Annotated in this window: 11 protein-coding genes and 1 tRNA gene; 11 read left to right on the top strand and 1 reads right to left on the bottom strand. The window is 71.1% G+C overall.

Translation table 11 applies throughout. The features are described from left to right. Positions 1–102: 102 nt before the first annotated feature. On the bottom strand, positions 103–2,646 hold the full coding sequence (locus tag ACZ4UU_RS09580; protein WP_468038115.1) for a DEAD/DEAH box helicase: 2,544 nt from the start codon (positions 2,644–2,646) through the stop codon (positions 103–105). 165 nt (positions 2,647–2,811) lie between these two features. Here ACZ4UU_RS09580 and bldG point away from each other — a divergent pair, with 165 nt between their 5' ends. The 11 genes from bldG (at position 2,812) to ACZ4UU_RS09525 (ending at position 19,647) form a co-directional block, all read left to right on the top strand. Beyond that, entirely contained in the window at positions 2,812–3,153 is a 342-nt protein-coding gene (gene bldG, locus ACZ4UU_RS09575) for an anti-sigma factor antagonist BldG (RefSeq protein ID WP_003975386.1), read from the top strand. Positions 3,154–3,274: 121 nt separating this feature from the next. Next, the gene (locus ACZ4UU_RS09570; protein WP_468038113.1) at positions 3,275–3,712 is read left to right on the top strand and encodes an ATP-binding protein; all 438 of its coding nucleotides are present in this window, start codon (positions 3,275–3,277) and stop codon (positions 3,710–3,712) included. A 309-nt stretch (positions 3,713–4,021) separates the two neighbouring features. Beyond that, a complete protein-coding gene (locus ACZ4UU_RS09565) occupies positions 4,022–6,427 on the top strand; it encodes a sodium-translocating pyrophosphatase (RefSeq protein ID WP_468038111.1) in 2,406 nt (801 codons plus the stop codon). A 214-nt stretch (positions 6,428–6,641) separates the two neighbouring features. Then, positions 6,642–7,232: a small secreted protein gene (locus tag ACZ4UU_RS09560; protein ID WP_468038109.1), complete on the top strand. Its 591-nt coding sequence runs from the start codon at positions 6,642–6,644 to the stop codon at positions 7,230–7,232. A gap of 36 nt (positions 7,233–7,268) precedes the next feature. Continuing rightward, positions 7,269–8,795 (top strand): DUF7059 domain-containing protein, encoded by a 1,527-nt coding sequence (locus ACZ4UU_RS09555; protein WP_468038107.1) that lies wholly within the window; start codon positions 7,269–7,271, stop codon positions 8,793–8,795. Between the two features lie 340 nt (positions 8,796–9,135). Further along, entirely contained in the window at positions 9,136–9,333 is a 198-nt protein-coding gene (locus ACZ4UU_RS09550) for a hypothetical protein (protein ID WP_468038105.1), read from the top strand. A 431-nt stretch (positions 9,334–9,764) separates the two neighbouring features. After that, positions 9,765–12,599 (top strand): type I DNA topoisomerase, encoded by a 2,835-nt coding sequence (gene topA / locus ACZ4UU_RS09545; RefSeq protein ID WP_468038103.1) that lies wholly within the window; start codon positions 9,765–9,767, stop codon positions 12,597–12,599. A 250-nt stretch (positions 12,600–12,849) separates the two neighbouring features. After that, positions 12,850–16,104 carry a dTMP kinase gene (tmk, locus tag ACZ4UU_RS09540; protein WP_468038101.1) on the top strand — a complete coding sequence of 1,085 codons (3,255 nt, stop codon included), beginning with the start codon at positions 12,850–12,852 and terminating at the stop codon, positions 16,102–16,104. 214 nt (positions 16,105–16,318) lie between these two features. Continuing rightward, a complete protein-coding gene (locus tag ACZ4UU_RS09535; RefSeq protein ID WP_468038099.1) occupies positions 16,319–17,524 on the top strand; it encodes a DNA polymerase III subunit delta' in 1,206 nt (401 codons plus the stop codon). A 130-nt stretch (positions 17,525–17,654) separates the two neighbouring features. Next, positions 17,655–19,319, top strand: a complete 1,665-nt coding sequence (locus ACZ4UU_RS09530; RefSeq protein ID WP_468038097.1) for an alpha/beta hydrolase — start codon at positions 17,655–17,657, stop codon at positions 19,317–19,319. 254 nt (positions 19,320–19,573) lie between these two features. Next, a tRNA-Thr gene (locus ACZ4UU_RS09525) sits at positions 19,574–19,647 on the top strand. The last annotated feature ends 94 nt before the right edge of the window (positions 19,648–19,741 follow it).

Genomic DNA, 19,741 nt, shown 5'->3' with positions numbered 1-19,741 from the left:
GGCCACCGGGGCCACCATCGGGCCCAGCAGGGCCAGCAGGCCCAGCAGGCCCAGCAGGACCTGCGGGGCCGATCACGCCGACCGGGCCTCCCCTCTCCGGCCCTACGGGGAAGGACGCCCCGCCGACGGGGAGTCCGCCGTTCGGCCCAGCGGCGGCGAACCGTTCGATGCCGGGCCATTGACCGGTTGCGCGGCCCTTGTCGGCTCCCCCTCCCGCTCAGGTTCCTGGACGGGCTCCCCCTCCCCGTTCAGACCGGCCGCCTCCGCCATCTCCCCCTCCTGCGGCGCCCCGCGCAACAGCACCGTCAGCAGCCGCACCGCCCCCCGCTTGTGCAGCGGATCGTTGCCGTTGCCGCATTTCGGGGACTGGATGCAGGACGGGCAGCCGGCGTCGCACTCGCAGGAGGCGATGGCCTCGCGGGTGGCCGTGAGCCAGGTGCGGGCCGTGTGGAAGGCGCGTTCCGCGAAGCCCGCGCCGCCGGGGTGACCGTCGTAGACGAAGACGGTGGGGAGCAGTGTGTCGGGGTGCAGCGGGATCGACACGCCGCCGATGTCCCAGCGGTCGCAGGTCGCGAAGAGGGGCAGCAGACCGATCGAGGCGTGCTCGGCGGCGTGCAGGGCGCCGCCGAGGATCTCCGGGTTGATCCGGGCCTCGTCCAGCTGGTCCTCGGTGACCGTCCACCACACAGCGCGGGTGCGCAGCGTACGAGGAGGGAGGTCGAGTTTCGTCTCGCCCAGTACTTCGCCGGTGATCAGCCGGCGGCGCAGGAAGGAGACCACCTGGTTGGTGACCTCGACGGAGCCGTAGCACAGGCGGCCGTCGCCCCACGGGATCTCGATGTCCGTCTCCAGCACGGAGATGGCCGTCGTGTCCCGGGCCACCGTCGAGTACGGCGGGGCGGCCTCCTCGACCAGGGCGACCGAGTCCTCCAGGTCGAGGGAGCGCACGAGGTAGGTGCGGCCCTGGTGCAGATGGACCGCGCCCTCGTGCACCGTGCCGTGCGCGGCACCCACGTCGACCGTGCCGAGCAGCCGCCCCGTCCCGGCCTCGACGACCTGGACGGGGCGGCCGCCCTCGCCGCGGATGTCGGTCAGGTCGGCGGCCCGCTCCCGGCGCGTCCAGTGCCAGGCCTTCGTGCGACGGCGCAGCAGCTTCGCGGCCTCCAGCTGCGGCAGCAGGCCCTCGGCCTCGGGGCCGAACAGCGCCAGGTCGTCTTCGGTCAGCGGGATCTCCGCGGCCGCCGCGCACAGGTGCGGGGCGAGGACGTACGGGTTGTCGGGGTCGAGGACCGTCGACTCCACCGGACGGTCGAACAGGGCCTCGGGATGGTGGACGAGGTAGGTGTCCAGCGGGTCGTCGCGGGCGATCAGGACGGCCAGCGCGCCCTGTCCGGAGCGGCCGGCCCGGCCCGCCTGCTGCCACAGGGACGCGCGGGTGCCCGGGTAGCCGGCGATCAGCACGGCGTCCAGGCCGGAGACGTCGATGCCGAGTTCGAGGGCGGTGGTGGCCGACAGGCCGAGGAGTTCGCCGGAGTGGAGGGCCTGTTCCAGGGCGCGGCGTTCCTCGGGGAGGTAGCCGCCCCGGTAGGCCGCGACACGCCGGGTGAGGGAGCGGTCGACCTCGGCGAGGCGCTCCTGGGCGATGACCGAGATCAGCTCGGCGCCGCGCCGGGAGCGGACGAAGGCGACCGAGCGGATGCCCTGCACGGCCAGGTCGGTGAGGAGGTCCGCCGTCTCGGCGGTGGCCGTACGCCGTACGGGTGCGCCCTTCTCGCCCTGGAGCTCGGTGAGCGGGGGCTCCCAGAGGGCGAAGACCAGTTCGCCGCGCGGGGAGGCGTCGTCGGCGACCTCGACCACCGGGAGGCCGGTGAGACGGCGGGCGGCCGCCGCGGGCTCGGCGGAGGTCGCGGAGGCCAGCAGGAAGACGGGAGAGGCGCCGTAGCGGGCGCAGAGGCGGCGCAGCCGGCGCAGTACCTGGGCGACGTGCGAGCCGAAGACACCGCGGTAGGTGTGGCACTCGTCGATGACGACGTACTTCAGCGACTTCAGGAAGGAGGACCAGCGGGGGTGGGACGGGAGTATGCCCCGGTGCAGCATGTCGGGGTTGGTGAGGACGTAGTTGGCGTACTGGCGGATCCACTCGCGTTCCTCGAACGGAGTATCGCCGTCGTACACAGCCGGCCGTACGGAATTGCCCAGGGGATGTGAAAGTTCCTTCACCGAACGGCACTGGTCCGCCGCAAGGGCCTTGGTCGGAGCCAGGTAGAGGGCGGTGGCGCCGCGGCCGTTCGGCGCCTCGGAGCCCTCCAGAAGCGTCGAGAGGACCGGTACGAGGTAGGCCAGCGACTTGCCGGACGCCGTGCCCGTGGCGACGACCACCGAGTCGCCGTCCAGGGCATGCTCGGCGGCGCGTGCCTGGTGGGCCCAGGGATGTTCGATTCCCGCGGTCCGCACCGCGGCGATGACCTCCGCGCGGATCCGGTCGGGCCAGACGGCATGGCGACCCGCCCGCGGGGGCACATGCTCCGTATGAGTGATGCGCGCAGCTCGGCTCGGACCCGAGGCGAGTCGGCCCAGCACCGTGCCCGGGTCCACCCGGGAAACGGGGCCCGTCGGGGATCGATCGGATCGGTGATTCTTGGCCATCGGCACCGAGTGTGTCACTGGCGTGACGGACAATGGGACCCAAGGCGTCGTGCACGCCTGCCGGTAAGTGATTGAATGCCATCGCGGCTGGCGAACCGTCCTGGGGGCTGTAAGCCGAGGTGTCCCGAGGGACGACCGCTCGATTAGCAAGGTGCTGGAGGATCCGTGGACCTGTCCCTGTCGACCCGTACCGTCGGCGATCGTACGGTCGTCGAGGTCGGTGGCGAAATCGACGTATATACCGCGCCCAAGCTGCGCGAGCAGCTGGTCGAGCTGGTGAACGACGGGAGTTTCCACCTCGTCGTCGACATGGAGGGCGTGGACTTCCTCGACTCCACCGGGCTCGGCGTGCTGGTCGGCGGCCTGAAGCGTGTGCGTGCCCATGAGGGCTCCCTGCGCCTGGTCTGCAACCAGGAGCGCATTCTCAAGATCTTCCGTATCACCGGCCTCACCAAGGTGTTCCCGATCCACACCTCGGTCGAGGAAGCGGTGGCGGCGACCGACTGACCACCGGACCCGGGCCCGTCGCAGGGCGGGTCCGGGGCGGCAGAAGTTGAAAGAGAAGGGGGACCGGGCTTTCGGCAGCCCGGTCCTCCGGACAGCACGCCCGTAGTTCGGAGGGGGATGCATGGCCACCGTTGAACTCCGCTTCAGCGCGCTGCCCGAGCACGTCAGGACCGCCCGTCTGGTGGCGGCAGCGGTGGCGCGCAGGGCCGGAGTGGACGAGGCCGTCCTGGACGAGGTCAGGCTCGCTGTCGGCGAGGCATGCACCCGTGCCGTCGGACTGCATCAGAGCGTCGGCATCACGGCGCCGGTGAAGGTGTCGCTGATCGAGGAGGAGAAACAGTTCTCCATCGAGGTCGGCGACGAGGCGCCGCGCGCCGTTCCCGGTGAGCGCGCAGGCGGCGCCGCGGGCGACGAGGCCGAAGTGGAGGCCGAGGAGGATGAGATGGGCCTCGCGGTCATCAGCGGCCTCGTCGACGACGTGGAGGTCTCCGCGGGGGAGCACGGCGGGTTGATCCGTATGACCTGGCCGACCACACCGCCGGCCGCGGTGCTCACCTGACGAACCGCCGAACCCGAACCAGACTCGACGCGAAGGGGCCCTGCTCAGCAGGGCCCCTTCGCGTTTGCGCCATCAGCGCCGGGGAATTCGTGAAGGAATTCACGATCAATCGGCCGATAATTTGATCAAGTAAATGCGAGCGTCAATGGTTTTGAGGCATTAGCACTTTCGGGTTGAGTGGCGTGCTGTCGATCATTTGCTGAACGGCATGTGAAGGCTAATTCCGTTTGCCGCGCTCTGTTTTGATCAGGTTCCGGTACCTAGAATCCGTCCACATCTTGAGCTCAGCCCAAGCGTCAAGGAGGACGAATGGCGGGGCTTTCTACCCCTCATCAGCTCGACCACCCCACAACCCTCGCGGCCGCGGTGCTCACCGACGACAACCGGGTCATCATCACGGTCATCGGCGTTGTCGCACTGGCAGCGCTCGTGGTCGCCGGTGTCCTGGTGCGCCAGGTGCTCGCGGCCGGCGAGGGCACCGACAGCATGAAGAAGATCGCGGCCGCGGTCCAGGAGGGCGCCAACGCCTATCTGGCCCGGCAGTTGCGCACGCTCGGCGTATTCGCCGTCGTCGTGTTCTTCCTGCTCATGCTGCTGCCCGCGGACGACTGGAATCAGCGCATCGGCCGATCGGTGTTCTTCTTGATCGGTGCCGCGTTCTCGGCGGCCACCGGCTATATCGGCATGTGGCTCGCCGTGCGCAGCAATGTGCGCGTCGCCGCGGCCGCACGGGAAGCGACCCCGGCGGAGGGTGAACCGGAAAAGGATCTCACCGCCGTCTCGCACAAAGCCATGAAGATCGCTTTCCGCACGGGCGGCGTCGTCGGCATGTTCACGGTGGGGCTCGGTCTGCTGGGCGCCTCCTGTGTGGTGCTGGTGTACGCGGCCGACGCGCCGAAGGTGCTCGAAGGATTCGGTCTAGGTGCCGCGCTGATCGCGATGTTCATGCGTGTCGGCGGCGGCATCTTCACCAAGGCCGCCGACGTCGGCGCCGACCTGGTCGGAAAGGTCGAGCAGGGCATTCCGGAGGACGATCCGCGCAATGCCGCGACCATCGCCGACAACGTGGGCGACAACGTCGGCGACTGCGCGGGCATGGCGGCCGACCTCTTCGAGTCGTACGCCGTGACCCTGGTCGCCGCGCTGATCCTCGGCTCGGCGGCGTTCGGTGACTCCGGCCTCGCGTTCCCGCTGATCGTGCCCGCGATCGGCGTGATCACCGCGATGATCGGCATCTTCGCGGTGGCCCCGCGCCGGACCGACCGCAGCGGCATGACCGCGATCAACCGCGGGTTCTTCATCTCCGCGGTGATCTCCATCGTGCTGGTCGCCATCGCCGTGTTCGCCTACCTGCCGTCGTCGTACGCCGACCTGGAGGGCATCACCGACGCCGCCATCGCGGCCAAGGACGGCGACCCGCGGATCCTCGCGCTCGTCGCCGTGGCGATCGGCATCCTGCTGGCCGCCGTCATCCAGCAGTTGACCGGCTACTTCACCGAGACCAACCGACGCCCGGTCATGGACATCGGCAAGACCTCGCTGACCGGTCCCGCCACCGTCGTACTCGCCGGCATCTCGGTCGGTCTCGAATCGGCCGTCTACACCGCCCTGCTGATCGGGCTCGGCGTGTACGGGGCGTTCCTGCTCGGCGGCACGTCGATCATGCTGGCGCTGTTCGCGGTGGCGCTGGCCGGCACCGGCCTGCTCACCACGGTCGGCGTGATCGTCGCCATGGACACCTTCGGGCCGGTCTCCGACAACGCGCAGGGCATCGCCGAGATGTCCGGCGACGTCGAGGGCGCGGGCGCCCAGGTGCTCACCAACCTGGACGCGGTCGGCAACACCACCAAGGCCATCACCAAGGGCATCGCCATCGCCACCGCCGTCCTCGCGGCGGCGGCGCTCTTCGGGTCGTACCGGGACGCCATCACCACCGGCGCGCGGGACGTGGGCGAGAAACTCAGCGGCGACGGCGCGCCGATGAGCCTGATGATGGACATCTCCCAGCCCAACAACCTCGTCGGCCTCATCGCGGGCGCCGCGGTCGTCTTCCTCTTCTCCGGACTCGCCATCAACGCCGTGTCGCGGTCGGCGGGTGCCGTGGTGTACGAGGTGCGGCGGCAGTTCCGTGAGCGGCCCGGGATCATGGACTACACGGAGAAGCCGGAGTACGGCAAGGTCGTCGACATCTGCACCCGGGATGCCCTGCGCGAGCTCGCCACGCCCGGTCTGCTCGCCGTGATGGCGCCCATCTTCATCGGGTTCACGCTCGGCGTCGGCGCGCTCGGCGCGTTCCTGGCGGGCGCGATCGGCGCGGGCACCCTCATGGCGGTGTTCCTCGCCAACTCCGGCGGCGCCTGGGACAACGCCAAGAAGCTCGTCGAGGACGGCCACCACGGCGGCAAGGGCAGCGAGGCCCACGCCGCGACGGTGATCGGCGACACGGTCGGTGACCCCTTCAAGGACACCGCCGGTCCCGCGATCAACCCGCTGCTGAAGGTGATGAACCTGGTGTCGCTGCTCATCGCGCCCGCGGTCATCCAGTTCAGCTACGGCGAGGACAAGAACGTCGGCGTTCGGGTCACGATCGCCGTGCTGTCGCTCCTCGTGATCGTCGGCGCGGTCTACGTCTCCAAGCGGCGGGGCATCGCCATGGGTGACGAAGGCAACGCCGACAGGGTTGCCAAACCGGCCGATCCCGCGGTGGTTTCGTAGGCGGTCTCAGGACGGCCCAGCTCAAGAGGCGGGCGGGCGGCGCGCGTTGACGTGCCGCCCGCCCGCCTCGTGCGTGTTCACGCCCCAGCCGTGACCCTTCTCTCACATGGTGTAAAGAGTCTTATAACGCCACTAATGCTGCATTCGGTGCATGGCTGTCTTCCGTACGGCGTGTAAGGTCCGTTGGCCGAGAGCCACGGAAGGGACCGAACCGGTGAACAAGAAGCTCACGGCCGCACTGTCCGGCGGTGCGGTGCTGGTGCTGGCGCTGACGGGATGCACGAGCGACGAGGGCAACCCGGAGCTGGACGCCTGGGCCAAGAAGATCTGTGACACGGCGCCGACGCAGAACGCGAAGATCGCGGCGGCCGACGCCGCGATCACCAAGGCCGCCAAGGACAGCCCGCCCGCGGAGCTCCAGAAGGTCGACGCCAAGGCCTTCCAGGACCTCGCCGAAGGCTTCAAGGCGCGCGCGACCCTCCTCGACAGTGCCGGGGCGCCCCCCGGGGTCGAGGACGGCGCGCAGAAGCAGCAGGACGCCATCAAGAAGCTCACCGCGCTCTCCGCGAGCTACGCCGACCTGAAGAAGCAGATGGACGGGCTCAACACCAAGGACCAGGCGAAGTTCGCGTCCGGGCTGAGCGATGTCGGCAAGGAGATGAAGGACGTGGTGAGCCAGCGCAAGAGCGCGCTGGACGCGCTGAAGAAGCTGGAGTCGAGCGGCGACACCAAGCAGGCGCTGCTCAAGCAGGAGGGCTGCAAGCAGGCAGCCGCCTCCGCGTCCACGTCGGCCACCGACAGCTGACCCACCTTCGGGGCGGGCGCGGGTCACAATGAGGGCGTGAGTGACTCCAGCCTGTCTGCCCTGCCCGCCTCCGACCGTCCCGATGTCGCCGCCCGGCTGCGGGAGGCCCTGCTAGCGGCCTCCTTCACCGCGGACGGGTTGCTCGAACTGCTCGATGCGCCCGCGTACGCGGCGCTCGCCCGGAGCGAGACCGTGCCCGCGCTCCGGGCGACCCGGGGAGACACCCCGCTCCAGGCGCTCGTACGGCTCTTCCTGCTGCAGCAGCCCGTGCCGCACGCGCGCGTGGCGGACGTCCTGCCCGTCGCCGCCTGCCTGGACAGCGGGTGGCTGGTCCGGGCCGGCCACGACTCCGACGACGTCGCCGCGACCGTGGACGTACGGCCGTACGGCGGGCCCGACGGCGAGGACTGGTTCATCGTGTCCGACCTCGGATGCGCGGTCGGAGGAGCGGGCGGCATCGGCAGCAAGGACGAAGGGGTCGTCCTCGGCGTCGGCGGCGCCTCCACGACCCTCGCCGGCATCACCGTCCGCACGCCCGTCGCGGCCGCCCTCGACCTCGGAACCGGTTCCGGCATCCAGGCGCTGCACGCCGCGCAGCACGCCACGCGCGTGACGGCGACCGACCTCAACCCGCGCGCCCTGCACATCACCGCGCTCACCCTCGCGCTGTCCGGCGCCCCGGCCGCGGATCTGCGCCAGGGCTCGCTGTTCGAGCCGCTCAGGAACGGCGAGACGTACGACCTGATCGTGTCGAACCCGCCCTTCGTCATCTCGCCGGGCGCCCGGCTCACGTACCGCGACGGCGGGATGGGCGGGGACGATCTGTGCCGCTCGATCGTTCAAGGGGCGGGGGAGCGGCTGAACGAGGGCGGGTTCGCGCAGTTCCTCGCCAACTGGCAGCACGTGGAAGGGGAGGACTGGCAGGACAGGCTGCGGTCATGGGTGCCGCGTGGGTGCGACGCGTGGATCGTGCAGCGCGAGGTCCAGGACGTCACGCAGTACGCCGAGTTGTGGCTCCGGGACGCCGGCGACCACCGGGGTGACGTGGCCGAGTACCAGGCGCGGTACGACGCGTGGCTGGACGAGTTCGAGGCGCGCAAGGTGAAGGCCGTGGGTTTCGGGTGGATCACCCTGCGCAAGGCGTCGGCCGCCGTGCCCTCGATCACCGTGGAGGAGTGGCCGCACCCCGTCGAGCAGCCGCTCGGCGACACGGTCCTGGCGCACTTCGCCCGGCTCGACTATCTGCGTGCCCGCGACGACGCGGCCCTGCTGGAGGACCACTTCAGGCTCGTCGGCGAGGTCGTGCAGGAGCAGGTCGGGCTGCCCGGCGCCGAGGACCCGGAGCATGTGGTGCTGCGCCAGCATCGCGGCATGCGGCGGGCCACCCAGGTGGACACGGTCGGCGCGGGCTTCGCGGGCGTCTGCGACGGCTCGCTGAGCGCGGGCCGCATTCTCGACGCGATCGCCCAGCTGATGGGCGAGGATCCGGTGTTGCTGCGCGACCGTACGCCCGCGCAGATTCGGCTACTGGTGGAGCAGGGGTTCCTCGAACCGGCACGGTGACTTTGCCGGGGTTCCGTCGCTGGGGATCATGCTTGCGTCGGAAAGAAATGTGCCGCGCGACCGGTTCGAGTACGTCGCCGAGCCGAGGGGCGACAAATTCAGACGATCTCCGGCGACGGATGCGGCGTGGTTCGGCTACAGAGGTCTGTGAGGGCGCCGAGCCCTGAGGGGCTGCCGTGACCGCCGGGACCTCGGTCACGGAGAGTCCACCGCCGCGTCGGCCCCGCGTCGGCCCCGAGTCGGTCCCGCGTTCACCCGAGGTTCGCCTGCGCGCCGCCCGTGCGTGACAGCCTCGCCGGGCTGGGCGCTCGCGGACAGGAGAAAAGGGGCAAGCGGAACCATGGAAAGTGGACCGGCGATCTTCGCCGGGCTCGTGTTCGCCCTGTTCGGAGGCGGGCTGCTGACGTGGACCGCGGTACGGGTCCGACAGCGACTGCCCGTCGCCCAGGGTGTGAGTCCCGTCGCATCGGCGACGGTCGCGGGCCTTGTCTCGGTGATCGCGCTGAGCCTCGGAACATGGTGCTTCACCCGACTCTGAGAACCGCCTGCGAGCTGCGCGGCCGATATTTGGGAGGGCCTCTTCCGGAAAGGCTCGAAAAGGCCGGTGAGCACTCCGGGCGGCAGGAATGGCGGAAGTCGGGTTACCGTTCGAGTGGCCGTTGCGGGCTTTTCCCGTTTGACAACGGGGCGGGATGTACCGTCACACTCCGCAGCGTCACCACCACCCGACCCCGGGCCCAAGCGACCCCGGGGAGATGCAGGCACGACCTCGCGCCGCCCGGCACGCACTCTCGCCGCACCGGCCGAAGGCCCTGGTAGCCCCGCTACGAGAGCCTTCGTCCGGCACCGAGAGGACGCACCGGCTGTGAACACAGCCGCCGCCGCGGCGGGCGCGGGACCGCACCTGCATCTCCCCGGAGCCGTTTGACCCTGGGAAGGCCCAAGCGTCGACCGGAGAGAAGAGCGAAGTTGTCCCCGACCAGCGAGACCGCACAGGGCGGCCGCCGACTCGTCATCGTCGAGTCGCCTGCCAAGGCGAAGACGATCAAGGGCTACCTGGGCCCCGGCTACGTAGTCGAAGCGAGCGTCGGGCACATCCGCGACCTTCCCAACGGCGCCGCGGAGGTGCCCGAGAAGTACACCGGCGAGGTCCGCCGCCTCGGCGTCGACGTCGAGCACGACTTCGAGCCGATCTATGTCGTCAACGCCGACAAGAGGGCGCAGGTCAAGAAGCTCAAGGACCTGCTGAAGGAGTCCGACGAGCTCTACCTCGCCACCGATGAGGACCGCGAGGGCGAGGCCATCGCCTGGCACCTCCAGGAAGTGCTCAAGCCCAAGGTCCCGGTCAAGCGGATGGTCTTCCACGAGATCACCAAGGCCGCGATCCAGGCCGCCGTGGCCAACCCGCGCCAGCTCAACCAGAAGCTCGTCGACGCCCAGGAGACCCGCCGCATCCTCGACCGCCTCTACGGCTACGAGGTCTCGCCGGTCCTGTGGAAGAAGGTCATGCCGCGCCTGTCGGCCGGCCGTGTCCAGTCCGTCGCCACACGTCTTGTCGTGGAGCGGGAACGCGAGCGCATCGCGTTTCGTTCTGCTGAGTACTGGGACCTGACGGGCACCTTCGCGACCGGCCGCGCTGGGGACTCGTCGGACCCGTCGTCGCTGGTCGCGCGCCTGCAGACCGTCGACGGCAGGCGAGTCGCGCAGGGCCGCGACTTCGACTCCCTGGGACAACTCAAGAGCGCGAACACCCTCCACCTCGACGAGGCGAACGCCCGCGCCCTCGCCGCCGCCCTGGAGCAGACGCAGTTCGCCGTCCGGTCCGTCGAGTCCAAGCCCTACCGCCGCTCGCCGTACGCCCCGTTCCGTACGACGACGCTGCAGCAGGAGGCCAGCCGCAAGCTCGGCTTCGGCGCGAAGGCCACCATGCAGGTCGCGCAGAAGCTGTACGAGAACGGCTACATCACGTACATGCGTACGGACTCCACGACGCTGAGCGACACCGCCGTCGCGGCCGCCCGCGCCCAGGTCACGCAGCTGTACGGCGCCGACTACCTGCCGTCCGCCCCGCGCACCTACGCCGGCAAGGTCAAGAACGCGCAGGAGGCGCACGAGGCGATCCGCCCCTCCGGCGACCGCTTCCGCACCCCTGCCGAGACCGGACTGACCGGCGACCAGTTCAAGCTGTACGAGCTGATCTGGAAGCGAACCGTCGCCTCTCAGATGAAGGACGCGACCGGTAACTCGGTCACCGTCAAGATCGGCGGCACGGCGGCCGACGGCCGGGACGTCGAGTTCAGCGCGTCCGGCAAGACGATCACGTTCCACGGCTTCCTGAAGGCCTACGTCGAGGGCGCCGACGACCCGAACGCCGAGCTGGACGACCGCGAGCGCCGGCTGCCGCAGGTCAGCGAGGGCGACCGGCTCTCCGCCGAGGAGATCACGGTCGACGGGCACGCCACCAAGCCCCCGGCCCGCTACACCGAGGCCAGCCTGGTCAAGGAGCTCGAAGAGCGCGAGATCGGCCGCCCGTCGACGTACGCGTCGATCATCGGCACGATCCTCGACCGCGGCTATGTGTTCAAGAAGGGCACGGCACTCGTCCCGTCCTTCCTGTCCTTCGCCGTGGTCAACCTCCTGGAGAAGCACTTCGGGCGGCTCGTCGACTACGACTTCACCGCCAAGATGGAGGACGACCTCGACCGCATCGCCCGCGGCGAGGCCCAGTCCGTGCCGTGGCTGAAGCGGTTCTACTTCGGTGAGGGCACAGGTGAGGGCGGCGCGGCCGACGCCGGCAACGGCGACGGGGACCACCTCGGTGGGCTCAAGGAGCTGGTGACCGACCTGGGCGCGATCGACGCGCGCGAGGTGTCGTCGTTCCCGGTGGGCAACGACATCGTGCTGCGGGTCGGCCGCTACGGCCCGTACATCGAGCGCGGCGAGAAGGACACCGAGCAGCACCAGCGGGCGGACGTGCCCGAGGACCTGGCCCCGGACGAGCTGTCCGTGGAGCTCGCGGAGGAGCTGCTCGCCAAGCCGAGCGGCGACTTCGAGCTCGGCGCAGACCCGCAGACCGGCCATCAGATCATCGCCCGCGACGGCCGCTACGGCCCGTACGTCACCGAGGTGCTTCCCGAGGGCACCCCGAAGACCGGCAAGAACGCGGTCAAGCCGCGCACGGCCTCGCTGTTCAAGTCGATGTCGCTCGACACGGTGACCCTTGAGGACGCCCTCAAGCTGATGTCGCTGCCCCGCGTCGTCGGCACGGACGCGGAGGGCGTGGAGATCACCGCGCAGAACGGCCGCTACGGCCCGTATCTGAAGAAGGGCACGGACTCGCGGTCGCTCCAGACCGAGGAGCAGCTCTTCACGATCACGCTGGAAGAGGCCCAGGCGATCTACGCCCAGCCCAAGCAGCGTGGCCGCGCGGCCGCCAAGCCGCCGCTGAAGGAGCTGGGGACCGACCCGGTGAGCGAGAAGCCGGTCGTCGTCAAGGACGGTCGCTTCGGGCCGTACGTGACCGACGGGGAGACCAACGCGACCCTGCGCTCGGGCGACAGCGTCGAGACGATCACCCCGGAGCGCGGCTTCGAGCTGCTCGCCGAGAAGCGGGCGAAGGGGCCCGCCAAGAAGACGGCGAAGAAGGCGCCGGCGAAGAAGACGGCCGCCAAGAAGGCCGCCCCGGCCAAGAAGACGGCTGCCAAGAAGACCGCGGCGAAGAAGACGACGGCCACGAAGAAGACGACGGCGAAGAAGACCACCGCGAAGAAGACGGCGGCTTCGAAGTCGGCGAGCGATGACTGAATCGTCCCCTCTCCTCCTGAACCGTCCTCTCCGTGTCCTGAGCCGTCGCCTTCGGGCCACGCCACGCCACTCCGCACGGGGTCGATCGGTCGGCGTGAGGTCCAACCGGGCTCTTTCGGGGTCCGGTTGAGGGCCTGGTTCTTCACTTTCGGTTCGCAAAACGAACGCCTCGGCATCAGTTTGGTGTCGAGGCGTGCGTACGTTCGGGCGGGCGCGTCGGGCTGTCAGTGCATCCCGATAGGCTGAAAGCATGACGCGAGCCGAGCAGCCAACGGCCCACCACCCGGCCTCCGACGACACCCTGGTCGTGGACTCCCGCGAGCGCGCCGTCCGCGCCCTGCTGCGCCGACCGCAGCTCAAGCGGCTGTGGAGCGCGCAGTTGGTGGGCGGTGTCGGCGACATCCTCGCCCTCCTGGTGCTGGTCCTGCTGGCCCTTCAGGCGGCGATCACCGAAGGGTCGTTCGGCGGTGGGTACCGGGGCGTGGCGTTCGCAGTGGCGACCGTCTTCGGCGTCCGCATCCTCGCGACGCTGCTCTTCGGCGCCGTACTCCTCGGCCCGCTGACGTCGCTCACCTCCCAGGAAGGCCCGCTCGACCGGCGCTGGACCATGGTCGGCGCGGACGGCCTGCGAGCCGGCCTGCTGATCGTGGCGCCTCTGTGGATCGACTGGACGCCGGACAACGCGCTGGCCGTCCTGCTGGTCACCGGCTTCGTCTCCGGCGTCGCCGAGCGTTTCTGGACGGTGTGCCGGGAGAGCGCGGCGCCCGCGCTGCTGCCGCCCCCACCGCCCGAGGGCGCGACCGTGCGACCGCTGCCGGACCACATGGACGCGCTGCGCCGCCTGTCGCTGCGTACGGGCTTCGTCGCGATCCCCCTGGCCGCCGCCGCGCTCGTCGCCGCCGCGCTGCTCAACAATCTGCTCGGTACCGGACTCGACTGGTTCGACCAGCACCAGGCGGCCCTCGCTTCCTATGTCGCGGCCGGTCTGTTCGCCGCCTCCCTTTCCGTGCTGACCTTCCTGGAGCTGCCCGACACGCGCACCCCGCGCGCGCGGTCGCCGCTGGAGGGCCTGCGCCGGCCCAAGACCGGCTCGGGCGTCGACAAGGGCCGTACTGGTGCGATCCCGCTGCTGGTGACAGCGTGCGCGGCCGTCGCCGGGGCCGTGTCCGCCGGGGTCGCGGTGGCCGTGCTGCATGCCAAGGACCTGAGCGGCGGCCCGGTGCTGTACGGCCTGCTGGTGCTCGCGCTGACCGGCGGCGTGGTCGTCGGCATCCGTACGGCCCCCTCCGTGCTGCCCTCCCTGTCGCGGCGCCGGCTGCTGGCCCTGGCGATCGCCTTCACCGGCGTCGCCCTGCTGGCCGCGGGACTCGTCCCGGACGTCACCACCGTGCTGCTGATCATCGCCCTGGCCGGGATCGGCGCGGGCATGGCCGCCAACACCGGGCACACCCTGCTCGACCAGGAGGCTGAGGAATTCCGGCGTCCGCGCACCACGGAGCACCTCCACGCGGTCGTACGCGTGTGCGTGGCGCTCGGCGCCGTGATCGCGCCGCTGGTGGCCGCGCTGATCGGGCCGCACCGCCTGGAGAGCGGCAAGTTCGTCTTCGCACACGGCGGCGCGGCGTTCACGCTGATGCTGGCCGGGGCGCTGCTGCTGCCGGTGGCCGCGCTGGTGCTGGCCAAGGTCGACGACCGTTCCGGCGTGCCGCTGCGCCAGGACCTGCGGGACGCGGTGCTCGGCGGGGACGATCCGGAGCAGGTGCCCGCGACGACCGGCTTCTTCATCGCCCTGGAGGGCGGTGACGGCGCCGGGAAGTCCACCCAGGCCGAGGCGCTCGCCGAGTGGATCCGCGGCAAGGGCCACGAGGTCGTCGTCACCCGCGAACCGGGCGCGACACCGGTCGGCAAGCGGCTGCGCTCGATCCTGCTGGACGTGTCGAGCGCGGGCCTGTCGCACCGCGCGGAGGCGCTGCTGTACGCGGCGGACCGCGCGGAGCACGTCGACACGGTGGTCCGGCCCGCGCTGGAGCGCGGCGCGGTCGTCATCTCGGACCGCTACGTCGACTCCTCCGTCGCCTACCAGGGGGCGGGCCGTGACCTGTCGCCGACGGAGATCGCCCGGATCAACCGCTGGGCGACGAACGGACTGGCCCCCCACCTGACCGTGCTGCTGGACATCTCGCCGGAGATCGCCCGCGAGCGGTTCACCGAGGCGCCGGACCGGCTGGAGTCGGAGCCGGCGGAGTTCCACGCGCGCGTGCGCTCCGGCTTCCTGACGCTGGCCGCCGCCGACCCGGGCCGCTACCTGGTGGTGGACGCGGGGCAGGAGCCCGAGGCGGTGACCACGGTCGTCCGACACCGGCTCGACCAGATGCTGCCGCTGTCCGAGGCTGAGATCCAGGCCCAGGAGGAAGCGCGCCGTCAGGCCGAGGAGGAGGCCCGCCGCAAGGCCGAGGAAGAGGCCGCCCGCAAGGCCGAGGAGGAGCGCCTGGAGCGTGAGCGCCAGGAGCAGCTCGCCCGGCTGCGCGCCGAGGAGGAGGAGCGCAAGCGGCGCGAGCTGGAGGAGGCGCAGCGCCGGGAGGCCGAACGGCAGGCGGAGGAGGCCCGGCTGCGGGCCGAGGAAGCGCGCCGACGGGCCGAGGAGGAGCGCCAGCGCCTCCTCGCGGAGGAGAAGGCGCGCGCCGAGGAGGAAGCGCGCCGCAAGGCCGAAGAGGACCGCCGCCGCAAGGAGGCCGAGGAGGAGGCCCGGCTGCGCGCCGAGGCGGAGGCGCTCCGCCTGGAGAAGCAGCGCAAGGCCGAGGAGGCTCTGCTGCGCGCCGAGGAGGCACGACGGCTCGCGGAGCAGGCGGCCGCGCAGGCCCAGGCGGGCCCGAGGCCGTCGGCGCCCGGGGCCGGGGCCGCCCCCGCGGACGCGATGACGGTACCCACGCCGGTGGTGACGCCGGGGACTGCGCCGGGCGGGGCGTCGGACGAGACGACTGTGCTGCGGCCGGTGCGCGACGAGGAGCGGCGCGAGACCGGCGGTGCGCCCTCCTCCGGAGCCGGGGACGGCGCCTCCGCAGACGGCACTTCCGACGGCACTTCTGCGGGCAACCGGGCCCGCGGTGGCCGTGCTGCCAAGGAGTCCGAATCCGAGGTGACGACGAAGCTGCCGCAGCCGCCGGTGCCGGGGGCCGCGGACGAGACGGCGGTGCTGCCACCGGTGGTGCCGGGTGCCGCCGACGAGACGGCGGTGCTGCCTGCCGTGTCGGGCGAGGGGCGGGTGGATCGGGACCGGGCGGATCAGGCTCCGCCGGGGTACTTCCGTGACGACGTCCGCGCCGAGGAACGTACGCGCGAGATGCCCCAGGTCGACGAGACGGGGACGCCGCGGCGCAGGGCTCGGTCCGACTGGGCCGAGGAGACGCCGTTGGACGATCTGCCCACGCTGGCCGACGAACTGCTGGGCCCGCACGAGGACGAGTACGACGAGGACGGGGGCCGGGGTCGGGGCCGCAGGCGTTGAGGCCAGGCTCGGCAGGGCCGCTGGTCGGCTCTGCCTGCTCCGGCTTCCGTGCCGCATGCTCCGGCATGAGTGCCGCCTGTTCCGGAACCCGTACCGGCCGGTCCGGCACCCGTGCCCGTTGTGACGCCCGCTGCCCGGACCGGCACCCGTTGTCAGTGCCGCCCCGCACAATGGATCCCGCACCGCGAAATGTGAACGAAGGGCGGCGGGACCCATGAGCGTGTGGGACGACCTGGTGGGGCAGGCGAGGGTGAGCGAGCAGCTGGATGCCGCCGCCCGGGACGCCGACGCCCTTGTCACCGCCGCTGCCACCGACGCGCCGCCCCCCGAGGCGTCCAAGATGACCCACGCCTGGTTGTTCACGGGCCCGCCCGGCGCGGGCCGGAACCAGACGGCGCGGGCCTTCGCCGCGGCGCTTCAATGCGTGAGCCCTGACCGGGCACTGGGCGGTGCCCCCGGATGCGGGTTCTGCGACGGGTGCCATACGGCGCTCGTCGGCACGCACGCCGACGTCACCACCGTGGCGGCCGTCGGCACCCAGATCCTCGCCGACGACATGCGGGACACCGTCCGCAAGTCCTTCACCTCACCGGCGAACGGCCGCTGGCAGATCATCCTCGTCGAGGACGCCGAACGGCTGAACGAGAAGTCGGCCAACGCCGTCCTGAAGGCGGTCGAGGAGCCCGCTCCCCGCACGGTCTGGCTGCTCTGCGCCCCCTCCATCGAGGACGTCCTGCCGACCATCCGCTCCCGCTGCCGCCACCTGAACCTGAGCACGCCCTCCGTCGACGCCGTCGCCGACATGCTCGTACGGCGCGAAGGCATCGAGCCCGAGGTCGCCGCCGCCGCGGCCCGCGCCACGCAGGGCCATGTCGACCGGGCCCGCCGCCTGGCCACCGACCCGGCCGCCCGCGAGCGCCGGGCCGCCGTCCTCAAGCTGCCCCTCCGTCTCGGCGACATCGGCGGCTGCCTCAAGGCCGCGCAGGAACTCGTGGACGCCGCGGCCGAGGACGCCAAGCACCTCGCCGAGGAGATCGACGCCAAGGAGACGGAGGAGCTGAAGGCGGCACTGGGCGCGGCCCAGGGCGGTCGCATGCCGCGCGGCACGGCGGGCGTGATCAAGGACCTTGAGGACAAGCAGAAGCGGCGCCGTACACGCACGCAGCGCGACAGCCTCGACCTCGCCCTGACCGACCTCACCGCCTTCTACCGCGACGTCCTCGCTCTCCAGCTGGGCTCTCGTGTGGCCCTCGCCAACACCGACGCCGAGGACGCCCTGGAGCGTCTGGCCCGCGACAGCGCCCCGGAGTCCACCCTGCGCCGGATCGAGGCCATCGCCGCCTGCCGTGACGCCCTCGACCGCAATGTGGCGCCGCTGCTGGCGGTGGAGGCGATGACCATGGCGCTGAGAGCGGGCTGAGCCGGGCGGGGCCCGGGACCGGCCCGGTAGTCGTTCACAGGTGATCAACGGGAGGTTGACCATGTAACACGTACGAGCCGTGGCGTGCACGCACGGCATTCAAACGGCTGCGCAGAGTTACCCTCGCCTGATGTACACCAGGCGCAGCTCTCCAGCCGGCCCAGCCCCGAGTTCCAGCGGGCAGGGCCCTCGCAACCGTTGTGGACAGGGCCCACGCGACCGTCGCTCGAACGGCCGGCGAACCAGCACGATCGGTGCCTTCCTCGCCGCCGCCGCGCTGCTCGTCTCCGCCTGCACCTCGGGCGGTGTGACGACGACCAGCGCGACGAAGTCAGGGAGCCCGGCGGCCGGGGCGGCGCTGGCCGCGCTGCCGCGGGCGACGCCGACCACCCTCGCGCCGTACTACGCGCAGAAGCTGACCTGGCGCAGCTGCGGGGTGCCCGGCTTCCAGTGCGCCACGATGAAGGCGCCGCTCGATTACACGAAGCCGGACGCCGGGGACACGCGGCTCGCCGTGGCCCGCAAGAAGGCGACGGGTCCGGGCAAGCGGCTCGGCTCACTGCTCGTGAACCCGGGCGGCCCCGGCGGCTCTGCGATCGGCTATCTCCAGCAGTACGCGGGGATCGGTTACCCGGTCGAGGTGCGCGCCCAGTACGACATGGTCGCGGTCGACCCGCGCGGCGTCGCGCGCAGCGAGCCGGTCGAATGCCTCGACGGCCGGGCCATGGACGCGTACACGCAGACGGACTTCACGCCCGACGACGCCAAGGAGACGGGCCGGCTCGTCGACGCGTACAAGAAGTTCGCGGAGGGCTGCGGCGAGGACGCGGCCGGCCTGCTCCGGCACGTCTCCACCACCGAGGCGGCCCGCGACATGGACATCCTGCGCGCGGTGCTGGGGGACGAGAAGCTGACGTACGTGGGGGCCTCGTACGGCACCCTGCTCGGGGCGACGTACGCCGGGCTCTTCCCGGACCGGGTCGGCCGGCTGGTCCTGGACGGCGGGATGGACCCGTCCCTGCCCGCCCGCCGGTTGAACCTCGACCAGACGGCGGGCTTCGAGACGGCGTTCCAGGCGTTCGCCCGGGACTGCGTGCACCACCGGGACTGCCCGCTGGGCACGAAGGCGAGTGCCGTCGGCAGCAACCTCAAGGCCTTCTTCGAGAAGCTCGACGCGCGCCCCATCCCGACCGGTGACGCGGACGGCCGTGAACTCGGCGAATCCCTCGCCACCACGGGCGTGATCGCGGCGATGTACGACGAGGGTGCCTGGCAGCATCTGCGTGACGCGCTGTCCGCGGCGATGCGGGAGAACGACGGAGCGGGCCTCCTCGCCCTCTCCGACAGCTACTACGAGCGCGACGCCGAGGGCCGCTACACGAACCTGATGTTCGCCAACGCGGCGGTGAACTGCCTGGACCTTCCGCCGGCCTTCGCCACGCCCGACGAGGTCCGCAAGTCCCTCCCCGCCTTCGAGAAGGCGTCCCCCGTCTTCGGCGAGGGTCTCGCCTGGGCCACCCTGAACTGCGCGTACTGGCCGGTGGCACCCACGGGCGAGCCGCACCGCATCGAGGCGGCGGGCGCGGCCCCGATCGTCGTGGTCGGCACCACCCGCGACCCGGCGACCCCCTACCGCTGGGCCCAGGCCCTCTCCCGCCAGCTCTCCTCCGCCCGCCTCCTCACCTACGAGGGCGACGGGCACACGGCGTACGGGCGGGGGAGCAAGTGCATCGACAGGACGATCAACGCGTATCTCGTGCGGGGGACGCCGCCGGCGCGGGACAAGCGGTGCTGAGGGGTGTGGCTGACTCCCGGTCCTGACGGCGGGCCCTGACGGCTTTCGCTGACGGCGGGCCCTGACGCCGGGTGCTGAAGGTGGGCGCAAGGTGGGCGCCGACAGCCGCCCTGAACTGCCCCGGAGCACCTCGCTCCGGGGCAGCCGGGGCGCCTGGGCGGGCCGGGGAGGGCCCGGAAGGGGTTGGTACGGAGCACCTCGGAAACTGTGTAGACTTACCGACGTTGCTGATCGCACCATAGTGCGGACGGCGCGCCGCCTTAGCTCAGATGGCCAGAGCAACGCACTCGTAATGCGTAGGTCTCGGGTTCGAATCCCGAAGGCGGCTCTTTTCAAACCCCAGGTCAGGTATCTGACCTGGGGTTTTCTGTTATTCCCCTCTGGCCATTGTGGTTTCAAAATTCGCCGCTGCCTGATCGGTT

It is taken from the genome of Streptomyces sp. NPDC028907 (genome assembly GCF_055564995.1).
Note: the sequence above shows the minus strand (reverse complement) of the source record. Positions and strands in the feature narration are given on the sequence as shown.